14 protein-coding genes are annotated in these 15,639 nt (G+C 73.3%); 8 read left to right on the plus strand and 6 right to left on the minus strand.

From position 1 onward, the window contains the following. Nucleotides 1-32: 32 nt before the first annotated feature. Nucleotides 33-1,499, minus strand: coding sequence for an MFS transporter (locus ACZ6H8_RS02985; protein ID WP_464144291.1), 1,467 nt, complete (start codon nucleotides 1,497-1,499; stop codon nucleotides 33-35). Nucleotides 1,500-1,565: 66 nt separating this feature from the next. Here ACZ6H8_RS02985 and ACZ6H8_RS02990 point away from each other — a divergent pair, with 66 nt between their 5' ends. The 4 genes from ACZ6H8_RS02990 to mutM are packed head-to-tail and all read left to right on the plus strand — an operon-like array spanning nucleotide 1,566 to nucleotide 3,916. Next, nucleotides 1,566-2,117 carry a YceD family protein gene (locus tag ACZ6H8_RS02990; RefSeq protein WP_464144292.1) on the plus strand — a complete coding sequence of 184 codons (552 nt, stop codon included), beginning with the start codon at nucleotides 1,566-1,568 and terminating at the stop codon, nucleotides 2,115-2,117. Between the two features lie 2 nt (nucleotides 2,118-2,119). Beyond that, nucleotides 2,120-2,323, plus strand: a complete 204-nt coding sequence (rpmF, locus tag ACZ6H8_RS02995; RefSeq protein WP_464144293.1) for a 50S ribosomal protein L32 — start codon at nucleotides 2,120-2,122, stop codon at nucleotides 2,321-2,323. Next, the gene (gene rnc / locus ACZ6H8_RS03000; protein WP_464144295.1) at nucleotides 2,323-3,027 is read left to right on the plus strand and encodes a ribonuclease III; all 705 of its coding nucleotides are present in this window, start codon (nucleotides 2,323-2,325) and stop codon (nucleotides 3,025-3,027) included. The genes rpmF and rnc overlap by 1 nt, the downstream gene beginning before the upstream one ends. Before the next feature lie 13 nt (nucleotides 3,028-3,040). Further along, nucleotides 3,041-3,916, plus strand: a complete 876-nt coding sequence (mutM, locus tag ACZ6H8_RS03005) for a bifunctional DNA-formamidopyrimidine glycosylase/DNA-(apurinic or apyrimidinic site) lyase (protein ID WP_464144296.1) — start codon at nucleotides 3,041-3,043, stop codon at nucleotides 3,914-3,916. 8 nt (nucleotides 3,917-3,924) lie between these two features. Here the strand turns inward: mutM and ACZ6H8_RS03010 are convergent, their stop codons facing one another. Genes ACZ6H8_RS03010 through ACZ6H8_RS03020 form a run of 3 tightly spaced genes read right to left on the minus strand, consistent with a single transcriptional unit; the run spans nucleotide 3,925 to nucleotide 7,506 of the window. Next, nucleotides 3,925-5,322 carry an aldehyde dehydrogenase family protein gene (locus tag ACZ6H8_RS03010; protein WP_464144299.1) on the minus strand — a complete coding sequence of 466 codons (1,398 nt, stop codon included), beginning with the start codon at nucleotides 5,320-5,322 and terminating at the stop codon, nucleotides 3,925-3,927. Between the two features lie 10 nt (nucleotides 5,323-5,332). After that, nucleotides 5,333-6,415, minus strand: coding sequence for a GNAT family N-acetyltransferase (locus ACZ6H8_RS03015; RefSeq protein WP_464144301.1), 1,083 nt, complete (start codon nucleotides 6,413-6,415; stop codon nucleotides 5,333-5,335). Then, nucleotides 6,412-7,506, minus strand: coding sequence for a GNAT family N-acetyltransferase (locus ACZ6H8_RS03020; RefSeq protein WP_464144303.1), 1,095 nt, complete (start codon nucleotides 7,504-7,506; stop codon nucleotides 6,412-6,414). Before ACZ6H8_RS03020 ends, ACZ6H8_RS03015 begins: the two co-directional genes overlap by 4 nt. 122 nt (nucleotides 7,507-7,628) lie before the next feature. On the opposite strand from ACZ6H8_RS03020, the gene smc reads away from it, so the two are divergent. Further along, nucleotides 7,629-11,117 carry a chromosome segregation protein SMC gene (gene smc, locus ACZ6H8_RS03025; RefSeq protein WP_464144307.1) on the plus strand — a complete coding sequence of 1,163 codons (3,489 nt, stop codon included), beginning with the start codon at nucleotides 7,629-7,631 and terminating at the stop codon, nucleotides 11,115-11,117. A 65-nt stretch (nucleotides 11,118-11,182) separates the two neighbouring features. After that, entirely contained in the window at nucleotides 11,183-11,449 is a 267-nt protein-coding gene (locus ACZ6H8_RS03030) for a DUF3072 domain-containing protein (RefSeq protein WP_464144309.1), read from the plus strand. 25 nt (nucleotides 11,450-11,474) lie between these two features. Here the strand turns inward: ACZ6H8_RS03030 and ACZ6H8_RS03035 are convergent, their stop codons facing one another. Next, a complete protein-coding gene (locus tag ACZ6H8_RS03035; RefSeq protein WP_464144313.1) occupies nucleotides 11,475-12,137 on the minus strand; it encodes a hypothetical protein in 663 nt (220 codons plus the stop codon). Between the two features lie 95 nt (nucleotides 12,138-12,232). Then, a complete protein-coding gene (locus tag ACZ6H8_RS03040) occupies nucleotides 12,233-13,561 on the minus strand; it encodes an FAD-binding oxidoreductase (RefSeq protein WP_464144314.1) in 1,329 nt (442 codons plus the stop codon). 43 nt (nucleotides 13,562-13,604) lie between these two features. Between ACZ6H8_RS03040 and ACZ6H8_RS03045 the strand changes: the two genes are divergently transcribed. Continuing rightward, the gene (locus tag ACZ6H8_RS03045; RefSeq protein ID WP_464144316.1) at nucleotides 13,605-14,708 is read left to right on the plus strand and encodes a class I SAM-dependent methyltransferase; all 1,104 of its coding nucleotides are present in this window, start codon (nucleotides 13,605-13,607) and stop codon (nucleotides 14,706-14,708) included. Beyond that, nucleotides 14,701-15,615, plus strand: a complete 915-nt coding sequence (locus ACZ6H8_RS03050) for a DUF817 domain-containing protein (RefSeq protein WP_464144319.1) — start codon at nucleotides 14,701-14,703, stop codon at nucleotides 15,613-15,615. The genes ACZ6H8_RS03045 and ACZ6H8_RS03050 overlap by 8 nt, the downstream gene beginning before the upstream one ends. The last annotated feature ends 24 nt before the right edge of the window (nucleotides 15,616-15,639 follow it).

Consider the following 15,639-nt stretch of genomic DNA (forward strand, 5'->3'; position numbering starts at 1 on the left):
GGTCGGCGGGCAGGGCGGGGCCGCGACCCCGGTCAGCGGGCTGGGCTCGCCGCCGGCGGCTCCTGCGCGGCGTCGGCGACCGGCTCCGGGTCGGCGAACGCGAGCCTCGGCACGGCCACGAGCGCGGCGGCGGCGACGAGGGCCGTCACGCCGCACACGACCCAGACGGTGACGTAGCCGCCGATGCTCGCCGCCGTGCCGACGGCGCCCGCGGCGAGCACGATCGCGAAGATCGACGACGCGAACGATCCGCCGATCGTCTTCGTCGTGTTCGTGAGCGCCGTCGCGACCCCCGTCTGCCCGCGCGGCGCGGCAGCCGCTGCCGCTGCGGGCATCGCGCCGACGAGGGCACCGCATCCGACTCCTGCGACCACGAGGCACGCGAGCACCTCGAGCAGGGTGTCGTGGAAGACGACGAGCGCGAGGTAGCCGACGCCCACGAGCAGCGCCGCCGCGATGAGCAGCAGCCGCGGACGAATGCGACGCGACAGCGCCGCGAGCAGCACGGCACCGACGATGAGGGCGAGCAGGTACACGCCGATGACGATCGAGCGTCCGCTCGCGTCGAGGCCGAGGCCGTAGCCGACCGCGTCCGGATCGGTGCCCGCGTAGGTCGCGAGCGGCGTCTGCGCGCCCAGCAGGCTCACGCCCACGAGCCCCGCGGTGAGCTGCACGGGCCACATCTCCGGTCGACGCAGCACACGGAGGTCGATCGCGGGATCCGGCCGCCGCAGCACCCAGCGGCCGAAGGGCAGCACGAGCAGGATGCCGCCGGCGACCAGCAGCCACGGCAGCAGGTTGCCGGGCTCGGCGAGGCGCAGGAACGTGAGCCCGGAGGTGACGGTGAGCAGCGCGAGCGCCAGCAGCGAGAACCCGACGGCATCGAGCGATCTGCCCGGCAACGGCTCGGACTCGGGCACGCCGAACCAGATGGCAGGCAGCAGCAGCGTCACGAACACGGCGGGCACGAGCAGCGTCGGCACCATCGCCTCGCCGAACGCCGCATGCGCGCGAGCCGCGCCGAGCGCGCCGAGGATCGCACCCGTCTCGAGCCCCACGACCAGCAGGCCCGCCGCGCGTCGCGTCTCGGACGCGGCGCGGCCGGTGCGGCGGCCGCGGTCGAAGATGAGCGCGATCTCGAGCGGCAGCCACACCGCGTAGACGCCCTGCAGCGAGAACGCGATGAGGTAGCTCCAGAAGTCGCCAGCGAACGCCATCCACCAGCTGGCGCCAGCGACGACGATCGTCGAGCCCAGCAGCACCTTCCGATGCCCGTGCATGTCGCCGAGCTTCGCGAGCACCGGCACGGCGAGCGCCGACAGCAGCAGCTGGCCCGCCTCGAACCAGTTCAGGTCGGCGTCGACGATGTCGAGATGCCTGGCGATCTCGGTGGAGATCGTCACGTAGTAGCCCTGCAGCATGCCGCTGACGAGCTCGACGCACACGAGCCATCCGACGAGCGCGACCGGCACGGCGGCGCGCAGGCTCGACGCTCTCATGCGCGCATCCTCGCATGCCGCGTGGCGTGATTCGGGTGAGAGCGCACGAGTTCGTACACTGGAGGGGTGTCTGGACATGCAACGCCCTTCCAGGTCGGCATCCGGGATCTCAGGGGCAAGCCGGGGCAGATGCGCGAGCACGAGCTCGAGATGGTCTTCGGCGACCGCGTCGGGGAAGGACTCGTCGTCATCGGCCCGTCCGAGCCCGTCGAGGTCGACGTGCGTCTCGAGAGCGTGCACGAGGGCATCCTCGCCACCGGCTCCGCGACCCTCACGGCCGACGCCGAGTGCTCGCGATGCCTCCGCAGCTTCCGACTGCCTGTCGAAGTCGACTTCGTCGAGCTGTTCGCGTATGATCGCTCGGAGGATTCCGAGTTCCAGGTGGTCGATGACGCCATCGACCTGGAGCCGGTCGTCCGGGATGCGGTGGTGCTGGCACTGCCGTTCAATCCCGTCGACCAGCCAGACTGCGCAGGTCTCGACCCCACCACGGGGGAGCGACGTGCGCCTGGGACGGAATGGAGTCCGCCCGAGCAGCTCGACCCGAGATGGGCTGCCTTGGCCGGACTCCTCGATGACGACGAGGCCGCGCAGACGCGCGCGCCTGAGAAGGAGTAGCCATGGCAGTTCCCAAGCGGAAGAAGTCGCGTTCGAGGACGCACTCGCGCCGTTCGCAGTGGAAGGCCCAGGTCCCCACGCTGGTCAAGACGGTCGAGAACGGCCGCACGGTCTACAGCCTCCCGCACCGCGCACGCGTGGTCGAGGACTCGGCAGGCACGGCGCTCTTCATGGAGTACAAGGGCCGCAAGGTCGCCGACGTCTGATGACGCATGATCGCGTGGTCGCCCACGCCGATCTGCACGCCCAGCTCGGGGTCGACATCGACCCCGAGCTGTTGGCGTTGGCCCTGACGCATCGGTCGTACGCGTTCGAGCACGGCGGTCTGCCGACGAACGAGCGACTCGAGTTCCTCGGCGACACGATCCTCGGTCAGGCGATCACGATCGAGCTCTTCACCCGTCACCCCGACGAGTCGGAGGGTGAGCTCGCGAAGCGTCGCGCAGGCGTCGTCTCCACCGTTGCGCTCGCCGACGTCGCCCGCCGGATCGGGCTCGGCCAGCATCTGCTGCTCGGTCGCGGCGAGGAGACCACGGGCGGTCGCGACAAGTCGTCGATCCTCGCCGACGCGCTCGAGGCGATCTTCGGTGCCGCGTTCCTCGCGCTCGGCCATGAGGCGTCCGCGGCGCTCGTGCTGCGCCTCGTCGGACCGCTGCTCGACGACCCCGAGCGCTCCGGCGCGGCGCTCGACCCGAAGACGCATCTGCAGGAGCTCGCCGCACGGCTCGAGCGCGGCAGCCCGGAGTACACCGTCGACGCCGCCGGCCCCGACCACGCACGCATCTTCACCGCGACCGTGCACATGGATGGCGAGCCGATCGCGACGGGCGAGGGCACGAGCAAGAAGGTCGCCGAGATGGCGGCCGCGTTGACGGCGTGGACGCAGCTGCACGCCGTCGAGCAGCGCTGACGGGACGCCGAGCGTGCCCGAGCTGCCTGAGGTCGAGGTCGTGCGCCTCGGGCTCGCGCCCGCCGTCGACGGTGCCGTCGTCGCAGGCGTCGAGGTGCTCGACGTGCGCTCGGTCGCCCGCCACGACGCGGGCCCGCGCGACTTCGAGGCGACGCTGCTCGGCCGCACAATGCGGGTGCCGCAGCGGCGGGGCAAGTTCCTCTGGGTGCCGCTCGACGACGATCGCGCCCTGTCGATCCACCTGGGCATGTCCGGCCAGGTGCTGCTGCGCGAGCCCGGCAGCCCCCTCGAGCGCCACACGCGCGTGCGGCTGCTGCTCGAGCATCCGCTGCACGGGACGCTCGCGGTGCACTTCGCCGACCAGCGCATCTTCGGCTCCATGTCGGTGCGGCCGCTCGTCGACGGCGTGCCCGACCACGCCGCGCACATCGCGCTCGATCCGCTGCATCCCGACTTCGACGTCGATGCGGTCGTCGCGAGGCTCCGTCGGCGCCGCCAGGGCGTGAAGGCGGCGCTGCTCGACCAGACGCTCGTGTCCGGCATCGGCAACATCTACGCCGACGAGGCGCTGTGGCGGGCGAGGCTGCACTTCCTCACGCCCGCCGAGCGGCTCACGCGTGCTCGCGCCCGCGAGCTGCTCGCCGAGGTGCAGGGCGTGCTGTTGCGTGCCCTCACCGAGGGCGGCACGTCGTTCGACGCGCAGTACGTCAACGTCAACGGCGAGTCGGGCTACTTCTCGCGCAGCCTGCAGGCGTACGGGCAGGCCGGCAGGCCGTGCGCGCGCTGCGGCACCCTCATCGTGCGCGAGTCGTGGGCGAACCGCTCGTCGTACCGGTGCCCGCGCTGCCAGCGCCGGCCGCGCGGCCTCGCGGAGGCCGCGTCGGCGTAGCGGCCGGCTCAGCGCAGCAGCAGACGGCGGATGATCTCCCGCTTGCCCTCGGTGATCGGCGGGAAGACGAGCGAGAGCGTCTCGGGCCTCGTCGGCTTCGACAGCACGGCCTTCTCGTGGCTGAACAGGTCGAACGTGCGCCGCCCGTGATACGCACCGTGGCCGCTCGCGCCCACGCCGCCGAACGGCAGCCCGCGCACCATGACGTGCGCGACGGCGACGTTGCGGCCGAACGCGCCCGACGTCGTCTCGCGCTCCAGCCGGTCGAGCACGCGACGGTCGCCTGCGAACGCGTACAGCGCGAGCGGCTTCGGCCGTTCCCGCTGCAGCGCGACGAACGCGCCGACGCCCTCGAGCGGCACGATGGGCAGGATGGGCCCGAACGTCTCCTCGGTGACGGCGGCGGCGTCGGGTGCGACGTCGGCGAGCAGCGTCGGCGCCATGTATCGCGCGTCGCGGTCGACGTCGCCGCCGACGATCGCCGTGCCGTCGCCGAGACGCTCGGCGACGCGATCGAGGTGCGCCGTCGACACCATGCGTCCGTAGTCGGGCGAGGTGCGCGGGTCCGGGTGCTGCTCGGCGAGCGCCGCGCGCAGCTCGACGACGAGGGCGTCGCGCACCGAGGCGTCGACGAACACATGGTTGGGTGCGATGCACGTCTGGCCGGCGTTCAGCAGCTTCGCCCACACGATGCGCCGCGCCGCGACGGCGAGGTCGGCGGTGCGGTCGACCCACACCGGGCATGCCCCACCGAGCTCGAGCACCGTCGGCGTCAGGTGCCTCGCGGCCGCCTCCGCGACGATGCGCGCCACGCGCTCGCCTCCCGTGTAGAAGATGTGGTCCCATCGCTGATCGAGCAGCGCGGATGCGACGTCGGCGCCGCCCGTGACGACGCGGACGGCGCGGTCGTCGAGGTAGGCGGGCGCGAGGTCGGCCAGCAGCGCCGCCGTGGCGGGCGCGAGCTCGCTCGGCTTCATGACGACGGCGTCGCCGGCGGCGAGCGCGCCGACGACGGGCGCGAGCTGCAGCTGCAGCGGATAGTTCCACGGCGCGATGACGAGCGCGACGCCCAGCGGCTCCGCACGCGCGTGTGCGAGCGCGGGCTGCAGCGCGAGCGGCGCGAGCACGTGCCGCCTGCGCATCCACTTGCCGACGTTCGCACGTGCATGCCGCGCCTCGTCGAGCACGAGCGCCACCTCGCTCACATGCGTCTCGTCGGCGCTCTTGCCCAGGTCGGCGGCGAGCGCGCGCTCCCACAGCGTGAGGTTCTGCGTCAGCATGCGCACGACGCCGTCGAGCTGCGCACGACGCCACGCGACCGATCGGGTGCGGCCGCTCGTCACCGCCTCGCGCAGGTCGGCCGCGATGGTCGGCGAGACGGGCGGGGCGTGCTCGGTCGAGGTCATGGCCTCGACGCTATCCCTCGCGCACGAGCTGCCACGCGCCCTCGTAGGCGATCGCCGTGAAGCCGAGCGCCTCGTTCACGCCGAGCATCGGCCGATTCTCCTCGGCGTTCCACGTCAGCACGCGTGCCCCGCGCGGGATGCGGTCCGCGAGCGCGAGCAGGTTCGCGACCTTCACGAGCATGCCGAGGCGGTGGCCGCGATGGTCGGCGTGCACGAGCGTGTCGTGCTGGTAGACGGGCCGATCGCCGCTGGCGACCACGAGGGTCGTGAACGCCACGAGCTCGCCGGTCGCCTCGTGGATCGCGACGGCGCGCAGCATGTCGCGGCCGCGACGCTCCTCGACGTCCTCGACCCGCTCGACGCGTCCCGCATCCCAGTCCTCCTCCTCGTGGTCGAGGCCGGCAGCGGGCGCATCGGTCGACATGCGCTGATGCAGCACCGCGAGCTGCGCGAGCAGCTCGGGCGGCGTCCGACCCGTCCACGTGCGGATCGCGTAGTCGCGAGCGTGGGGGAGCGCGGCATCGCGCAGGCGCTCGAGCTCGCCGATCGCGTCGTCGAGCCGCAGCTCGCTCATGCGCTCGACCTGCTCGAGCACGAAGCCGTGCCGAAGGAGGAAGGCCACCTCCGGCGAGTCGGCGGGCACGCTGCCGAAGCCCGTGGGGGCCGAGATCGTGGGGCCGTCGCCGGATCGGTGGTCGACCCACGCCTGCACGGTCGTCCGGCCGTCGCCCTCGAGGATCCGCTCGATCTCGCGCCACACGGCCGTGCCGACGCCCAGGCGCCGCGCCTCGGGCAGCACGAGCACGTCGACGTCGGCGATGTGCAGCGCCTCGCGCCGCGACAGCTGCACGTAGCCGCGTGCGACGAGGCGCCCGTCGAGCCATCCGCCGAGGTAGACGAGCCGCTCGTCCTCCTGGCTCGACGCCGTGCCGAACGCCTCCTGCGTCGTGATCCCATGCGTCGTGTCGCCATCCCACGCATGCGCGATGACGGCGTTGCGCACCGCGACCATCTCGGCGAACGTCGCCCACGCGTCCGTGCCGTCGTCGTGCGCCGCGGGCACGGCGATCTCGCGGACCTCGATCGTCGTCATCGGGCGTCCTCCCGCGTGGCCTGCTGCTGCGGGGCGCGCTGCCAGACCGCCTCGTAGGCGATCGGTGCGAAGCCCACGGCCTCGTTCGTGGCGAGCATGGGCCGGTTCTCCTCGGCGTTCCAGGTGCTGACGCGGCGATGCTGCCGATGGTGCCGGTCGAGCTCGACGAGGTTCGCGAGCTTCAGCAGCATGCCGAGGCCGTGGCCGCGGTGCTCGCGCAGCACGAGCGTGTCGTGCTGGCGTGCGACGTCGCCCGTGCCTGCGAACAGCGTCGAGAAGCCCACGAGCGTGCCCTCGCCGTCGCGTGCGGCGACGGTGCGGATCGTCCTGCCCGCTGCGGCCTTCTGCTGCTCGAACTGCGCGAGGCGCTCGTCGCTCCAGGTCTCGGGCTCGAGCGCGAGGCCTCCCACGGGAGCGTCGGTCGACATGCGCTCGTGCAGGCGCCGCATCGCCTCGCGGTGCGCGGCGGGCGTCTCGCCCTCCCACGCGATGACGTCGTAGCCGGCCGAGCGTCGGCGCGCCGCATCCAGGCGGGCGTGGAGGTCGTCGACCGCGTCGAGGTCGAGCACGCTGACGCGGTAGACCTGCTCCAAGGCGAAGCCCGCCGCGATGAGCGGTGCCGCCTCCGGGTCGTTCGGATCGGCGGCGCCGAAGCCGGTCGTCGCGACGCGCTCGCCCGTCGCCGAGCCAGGGGAGCCGCCCATGATCGTGCGACGCCCCTCGGCTGCAGCCACCGCGAGCACGCGCTCCACGAGCGCGGCGTGCACGGCACGTGCCGTGGCCTCGTCGAGCGATGGCTCCGCAGCGGTGCCGAAGTCGAGCACGTCGGTCGACTCCGACATGGGGAGCCAGAGGTTCGACGCGCCAACGAGTCGCCCGTCGATGCTCGCGGCGAGACGGACGTGCCGTTCGGTCGGCGACGACGCCCATCCGGCCAGCAGCTCGTCGGGCGAGGGGTCGAAGAAGCCTGGCGCGTAGCGATGCGCCGAGACTCGCTCGGCGAAGGCGTGGTGGAGGCGGAAGGTGTCGCCACGCTCGCCGGGCTCCGCGGCGGTCGCGGGCAGCGCGAGCTCGCCGATCTCGATGTGCATGGGTGGGATGTCCTCTCGCCACCTGTCGCAGGGCAGCCTTGCAGCGTAGCCGCGGCCCGCCTCCGCGGCAACACGCCCGAGTGTCGCTACCGTGGGATCCGATCCAGCCGACCGGGAGCCGCGTGTACCTCAAGAGCCTCGACGTCAAGGGCTTCAAGTCCTTCGCGCGCGCGACGACGTTCCGGTTCGAGCCCGGCGTCACCGCCGTCGTCGGCCCCAACGGCTCCGGCAAGTCGAACGTCGTCGACGCGCTCGCGTGGGTCATGGGCGAGCAGGGGGCGAAGACGCTGCGCGGCGGGAAGATGGAGGACGTCATCTTCGCGGGCACCGCGACGACGGGCCCGCTGTCGCGCGCGCACGTCGAGCTGACGATCGACAACGCCGACGGCGCCCTGCCCATCGAGTACGCCGAGGTGCAGATCTCGCGCACGCTGTTCCGCAACGGCGGCAGCGAGTACGCCATCAACGGCGAGTCGTGCCGCCTGCTCGACGTGCAGGAGCTGCTGTCGGACTCCGGCCTCGGTCGCGAGATGCACGTCATCGTCGGGCAGGGCCAGCTCGACGCGCTGCTCGCGTCGAGCCCCACCGACCGACGCGGCTACCTCGAGGAGGCGGCCGGCATCCTCAAGCATCGCCGGCGCAAGGAGAAGACCCTCCGCAAGCTCGACGCGATGCAGCAGAACCTCACGCGCCTGTCGGATCTCGCAGGCGAGCTGCGCAGGCAGCTGAGGCCGCTGGGGCAGCAGGCGGAGATCGCCAAGGAGGCGCAGGCGATCCAGGCCGCCGTGCGCGAGGCGAAGGCACGCCTCATCGCCGACGAGGTCGTGCGGCTGCGTGCTGCGCTCTCGGACGCGGCGCGCAGCGAGTCGGAGCGCAAGAGCGAGCGGATCGTGCTGCAGGAGCAGCTCGACCAGGCACGCATGCGGGCGGCGCGCATCGAGGAGACGATGGTCGGCGACGACGTCGACCGCGCGCGGCAGACGGTGCACGGCATCGAGCGCGAGCGCGCGCGGCTCCAGTCGCTGTCGACGCTCGCGAACCAGCGGCTCGCCCTGCTGGGCGAGCCCGTGGAGCAGGCGGACGCGTCGCGGCTCGTGACGGCCGACCAGGTCGCGGCGGTGCGTGCGGAGGCGGAGGCGCTCGTCGAGCGCGTCGCCGACGGCGAGCGCGGCCTCGGCAGCCAGGCGGCGAAGGTCGCCCTCGCTCGCGCGTCGCTCGACGCGCTCGACGAGGAGATCGCGCGGCAGTCGGCACTCGTGTCGAAGCACGACCTCGAGCTCGCCGCGCACCGCTCGCGCGTCGAGGTCGCCGCCTCGACGCGCGCGGCGCGCAGCGCCGACGTCGAGCGACGCGGCGAGGCGCTCGCGAACGCGCAGGCGCGGCTGACCCAGGCGCAGCATGCCGTCGACGCGCTGCGGCCCGACGAGGTCGAGGCGGGCGACGCCGAGACGCTCAGCACCGCCTGGCGCGCCGCCGACGAGGCCGTCTCGGGCCTGCAGGCGGCGCTCGAGGGTGCGCGCGAGGCGCTGCACGCGCGCGAGCGCGAGCGCGAGTCGCTCGCCGCGAGGTCGACCGCGCTGTCGCTCGCGCTCGACGCGCAGAGCGCATCCGCGGCCCTCTCGCGAGCGGGGCTCGACGGCATCGACGGCCTCGCCGCCGAGCACGTGCGGGTGCGCGCAGGGTTCGAGGCGGCGATCGCAGCAGCGCTGGGCACCCTGGGGGAGGCGCTGCTCGCGTCGACGCGAGACGCCGCCATCGCAGCCGTGGAGCATGCGCGCGACGGCGGCCACGGTCGCGTCGACGTCATCGTCGCCCACGCCAGGCCCATGCGACCCGACGTGCAGGACATCGAGGGCGTGACGCACGCACCCGCCGTCGTCGACGCTCCCGGAGGCGTGCTGGGCATCCTGGCCTTCACGTTCATCGTCGACGACCTCGCCGCGGCGACCGCGGCGGGACCACGGATCGCAGACCTCGAGCTTGGCGCGCCCATCACCCTCGTCACGCGCGACGGCGACGTCATGACCGAGCACCTCGTGCAGGGCGGCTCGAAGGACGCCGCGTCGCGGCTCGAGCTCATCGCAGAGCGCGACGGTGCGCTCGAGCGGCTCGAGGCGCTCAGCGCGGAGATGGAGCGCGAGGCCGGCGTCGTCGACGACCGGCGCCATGCGCTGCAGGTCGGCAGACGCGAGGCGCAGGAGGCGCTCGAGGCACTGCGCGCGCACGACGCGGAGTCGGCTGCACGCGGCGAGGAGCGCTCGCGCGTGCGGGCGAGGCTCGAGGCGGCCGGTGCCGAGCACGAGCGAGCGCAGGCTGCGGTGGCGGAGGCGCAGGTCGGTCTCGCGGAGGCAGGTGCCGCGCTCGACGCGGCCGAGCGACGCCTGTCGGACTTCCAGCAGACGCCGCGCCCCATCCTCGACGCCTCGGCGCGCGATGGGCTCGTCGAGGAGCTCGAGGCCGAGCGCGGCATGGAGACCGAGCTGCGCATCGAGCTCGAGACCGCGAGGGAGCGCGTGCGCGTCGAGCGCGACCGCGCCGCGAGCCTCGAACGCGAGATGGTGGCGCAGCGTCAGGCAGCCGAGGAGGCTGCCAGGCGCGCGGTCGTCCGCGAGCGGCAACGCGCTGCGGCCCAGCGCGTCTCGGCGGCGCTGCCGCCCGTGCTCGAGGCCGTCGATCGGTCGCTGTCGGAGGCGAGGCTGCGGCTCGCGGAGCGCGAGAGCGCCCGTCGCGAGAACTCCGAGGCCCTCGGAGGGCTGCGCAGGCAGGAGACCGAGCTGCGCGACCGCCTCCACGCCCTCACCGAGCGCGTGCACGGCCTCGAGATGGAGACGTACGAGCAGCGCCTCCACCTGTCGACCCTCATCGAGCGCGCCGCGGCCGAGCTCGGCGTCGACGAGGAGGTGCTCGTCGCCGAGCACGGACCGGGCGACGACTTCGACCGGCCGACGTGGCAGCGCGCGCTCGCCGACGCGGAGCGCAAGCTCGCCCGTCTCGGACGCGTCAACCCGCTCGCGCTCGAGGAGTACGCGGCGCTCGAGCAGCGGCACGGGTTCCTCACCGAGCAGCTCGCCGACCTCGCGACCACCCGCAAGGATCTCGAGCAGATCATCGCCGACCTCGACGAGCGCATGGAGGGCATCTTCTCGAGCGCCTTCGAGGACACGAAGGCGGCCTTCGCCGAGATCTTCCCCGTGCTGTTCCCCGGCGGCTCCGGCAGCCTCGCCCTCACCGACCCCGACGACATGCTCGAGACGGGCATCGAGGTGACGGTGCGGCCGGCAGGCAAGAAGATCGACCGGCTGTCGCTGCTGTCCGGCGGCGAGCGCTCGCTCGCTGCCGTCGCGCTCATGGTCGCGATCTTCAAGGCGAGGCCGAGCCCGTTCTACATCATGGACGAGGTGGAGGCGGCCCTCGACGACGCGAACCTCGGCAGGCTGCTGCAGATCTTCGAGCAGCTGCGTCAGACGAGCCAGCTCATCGTCATCACGCACCAGAAGCGCACGATGGAGATCGCCGATGCGCTCTACGGCGTCTCGATGCGGCAGGACGGCGTCTCGGCCGTCGTCGGCCAGCGCACGCGGCGCGAGGCCGACGACGAGCAGGCGTCGTAGCGAACGGCGCGAGCGCGCAGCGCAAGGGCGCGCGCGACGTCGGTGGTGCGTCGTAGCGTCGTCGCATGACCGATCAGCAGATGCCCGCATCGAACGAGCAGCCCGAGCAGCCCACCGAGATGCTCGGGGCCACCGACCCGCAGGACTCCGCGGTCAAGGACCCGAGCGACTGGGCCACCGGCGAGGAGCCCATGACCGCTCCGCAGCGCAGCTACCTCGACACGCTCGCGCGCGAGGCGGGCGAGCAGATCCCCGCCGACCTCACGAAGGCCGAGGCGTCGGAGCACATCGACCGCCTGCAGGACGAGACGGGCCGCGGCGAGGGCAGCTGACGCCCTTCGTCGCGAGTCGGCGTCGTCACGGCGCGACGTCGCGGAGGGCGCTCACGACGTGCACGTCGGCATCGCCGTACGCGTCGTCGAGGTGCTCCTGCAGCGTGCCGTCGTCGTAGACGACCGTCACGTCGAGCCTGCCCTCCTCGGCTCGGCTCGTGAGCATCGCATCGCCGAGCGCCTGGGCGAGCTCGTCGTGGATGCGCTCCAGGTCGGCCTGCGAGGTCGTGCCCGGCGCGCGCGGCTCCTCGTCGATGGGCATCGGGTCGTACAGCGCGAGCAGCACAGGCTCGCCGACGATCGCGAAGCGCTCGCCGTCGAACGTTCCCTGCACGGCGTACGAGCCCCAGCGCACGCCCGAGGCCTCCTCCCAGCCGTCGACGACACCCCAGTCCCAGCCGTCCAGCGGCAGGCCGGAGCATTGCGGCGGGTACGACTCGGCGATCGCGCCGAGGCACAGCGCCGGTCCGCCGCCGTCGTCCAGCACCGTGCCCTGACCGAGCACCTCGCCGATCGGGATGGGCGTCGGCAGGGTGCCGAGGTCGTCGGTGGGCGCTGGTGATCCTGCGCCGGGCTGGGTCGAGTCCGGGCTCGTCCCTGGGACGCCGTCGACGTCGGCCTGCGCGCAGCCGACGAGGACGAGCGTCGCGGCGATGGCGACGACGATGCTGGTGGACGGCTTCGACATTGGTGACCTCCTGCCGCCATCGTCGTCGCCAGAGCCCGACCGCACCACACAACCGTCGTCGCGACTCGTTCGTCGGCGCTGCTCGCGATCGCTCGTCAGGAAGGCAGGCGACTGGGGTGCAGCACGTCGGCGCCGTGCTCGCTGCGCCACGCACGCACCGCGGCGACCGCGTCGGGCTGCAGTGCTCGCGCGAGGTCGCCGCCACCGAGGAAGGTCGGCAGCGTGCGGTCGTTCGTGACCGAGGCGAGACGGTCCGCCAGGCTCGCGACGGCCGCGCGCTGCGCCTCGCCATCGCCGCCTGGCGGGAAGGGGGCCACGGCGTACAGCAGCCACGGCTCGTCGGGCGTCGGCACGATCGTGGGTCGCGTGGCCTGCGCGCCGCCGAGCAGCCGCACCTCGATCGCTACGACCGGCGCGAGCGCGGGATCCGCGCGCGCGGCGACGAGCGCGTCGATCGCCGCATCGTCGAGACGAGGCACGAACGCCGACCAGCCCGCGGCCGCCCCGGGGGCCTCCGGATCGTTCGCGATCGTGTGCAGCGCGCCGGGCTCGATGGGGGCGACGTCGTCGCGCAGCGGCTCGGCCACGGCGCGCAGGGGTGCGAGCACGGCCGCGTCGACGTCGGCGAGCACCACGTGCGCGCTGCACCAGCTGCGACCGCGGATCGCCTCGGGCAGCGCGGGGGAGTCGGGCATCGCGAGCAGCGCGATCGACAGGGCGACGCCCGCGTCCGCGTCGACGAGGTCGCCAGCGGCGCGCAGCACCGCTGCCGACGCCTCGATGGGCACGTCGATGGAGCCGCCGCGCAGGTCGGCGACGGGCACCAGCTCGAGCTCGAGCCCGGTGACGATCGCCACGAGGCCGCCCGCGCCGCGCAGCAGGCGCAGCGCCTCGTGCGCGTCGTCGATCCAGGTCGCCGTGCCGTCGGGCAGCACGACGTGCGCGCGACGCAGCCACTGATCGCCGAGCCCGCCGAGGCGCGCGAACCATCCGTGCCCGCCGCCGAGCACGAGCCCAGCGACCGACACGATGCGGCTCGAGCCCGACGGGCCGACGAGCCCCGTGCCGTCGAGCGCTGCGAGGAAGTCGCCGACGAGCACCCCGGCTCCGACACGGGCGACACGGCGCTGGACGTCGACGTCGACGTCGACGAACGCACCCATGCGCAGCACGATCGCACCCTCGAGCGCGTCGACCGCGCCGTGGCCCGTCGGCTGCACCGCGACCGTCGTCCCCGTCGCGCGCGCGACGGCGAGCACGGCCACGACGTCGTCGACATCGACGGGCTCGACGACCGCGACGGGCCGCTGCTCGACCGCGAGCGCCCACGCGCGATGCGCGAGCCCCCACGCGGCATCGTCTGCCGTCGTGACCGTGCCGCGCACCCGCTCGCGCAGCACGCGAGCCACCTCGATCTCATCCATGCGCACGACGCTACGCGCAGCGTCCGACGCCTACGCTGGAGGGATGCTCGACCTCGACGCCCTGCGCCGCTGGCCCGACGTCGAGTCGCCCGACCTCGTGGCGCACGACAGCGCCGACGCGCTCGTGCTCGCCGAGGCCGGCGACCGGATCGCGGGCCGCGACGTCGTCGTGATCGGCGACCGCCACGGTGCGCTGACGCTGAGCGCGCTCGACGCAGGTGCCGCGCACGTGCGCGTGCATCAGGATGCGATCACCGGCGAGCGCGCGCTCGACGCGAACGCCGAGCGCCTCGGCATCGCGGGCTTCGCGCACCATGCCCTGGGCGCATCCCTCGTCGAGGGCGCGACGCTCGTGCTGCTGCAGCTGCCGAGGTCGCTCGACGCCCTCGACGAGATCGCGGGCCTCGTCGCCGCGCACGCCGCGGCCGACGTGCACGTCGTCGCAGGCGGCCGCGTCAAGCACATGACGCGCACGCAGAACGCCGTGCTCGAACGCCACCTCGCCGACGTGACCGCGACGCTCGCCAGCCGCAAGGCGCGCGTGCTCCACGCGACCGGTCGCCGCGTCGCAGGCCTCGGCGAGGCTCCCGGCTGGCCACGCACCGCACGGCACGACGACGTCGGGCTCACGGTCGTCGCGCACGGCGGCGTCTTCGCGGGTGCGACCGTCGACCGCGGCACGCGTCTGCTGCTCGAGCGCATCGACGTCATGCCCGTGGCGGATGCCGTGCTCGACCTCGGCTGCGGCTCCGGCATGCTCGCGACGGCGATCGCGCTCGCGCAGCCGGACGCGCGCGTGCTCGCGACCGATCGCTCCGCAGCGGCGGTGCGATCCACGGCGCTCACCGCCGCGGCGAACGGGGCGACCGTGACGACGCTGCGCGACGACGCGGCGGCCTCGGTGCCCGATGCATCCATCGACCTCGTGCTGCTGAACCCGCCGTTCCACGCCGACGCCGCCGTGCACACGGGACTCGCGCATCGCATGTTCGACGCTGCTGCACGCGTGCTGCGGCCCGGCGGCGAGCTGTGGTGCGTGTGGAACGGTCACCTGCGCTACCGGCAGGCGCTCGAGCGCGCCGTCGGTGCGACGAGGCAGGTGCACCGTGACGCCACCTTCACGGTCACGGCCTCGACGCGTGGCTGACGACACCGGCGTCGTCGCCGCCGCCGGGCGGCGCGAGTTCACGGCCGTCGAGCGATGGATCGACGACCGTGCCAACGCCGTGCTCTCGCGAGGCTCGGGGCGGTGGCGCCCGTGGGCGGTCGACGCGGTCGTCTTCGTGCTCAAGCAGGCCTGGGCGTGCGTGTTCGGCTTCCTCATCCTCGTCGCGATCGTCGCCGTGCGCCTGTGGTGGCCAGCCGACGCGGCCGTCGCGCCGAACGACGCGCTCGTGCTCATCGCCGTCGGCATCCAGGTCGCGATGCTCGTCGCGCGGCTCGAGACGGTGCGCGAGCTGTGGGTCGTCGTGCTGTTCCATGTCGTCGGCACGATCATGGAGCTGTTCAAGACCGACGTGGGGTCGTGGACGTATGCGGAGGACGGCGTGCTGCGGATCGCCGCCGTGCCGCTGTTCTCGGGCTTCATGTACGCGGCCGTCGGCTCGTACATGGTGCGCTCGATGCGCATGTTCGACCTGCGCTTCACGCGGTACCCGCCGCTGTGGGCGACGGTCGTGGTCGCAGCGGCGATCTACGCGAACTTCTACACGCACCACTTCGTGTGGGATGCGCGCTGGGTGCTGCTCGCCGCGGTCGTGCTGCTGTGGGCACGCACCGTCATGCACTTCCGCGTGCACGTGCGCGTGTGGCGGTGGCCGCTGCTCGTGCCCTTCCTCGGCGTCGCCGCGTGCATCTGGATCGCCGAGAACGTCGGCACCGCCGTCGGCGCATGGACGTACCCGAACCAGGTCGACGGGTGGGAGCCGGTGTCGCCGCAGAAGGTCGTGTCGTGGTTCCTGCTCATGATCATCTCGGTCGTGCTCGTGACGCTCGTGCACCGGCCGCGGACGCCCGATGCGATCGAGACGAACGGCGCGGCGCGCAGCGTCTGACGCTCGTGCATCGGGGCCCCGGTG

Source organism: Agrococcus sp. AC640b (assembly GCF_979255995.1).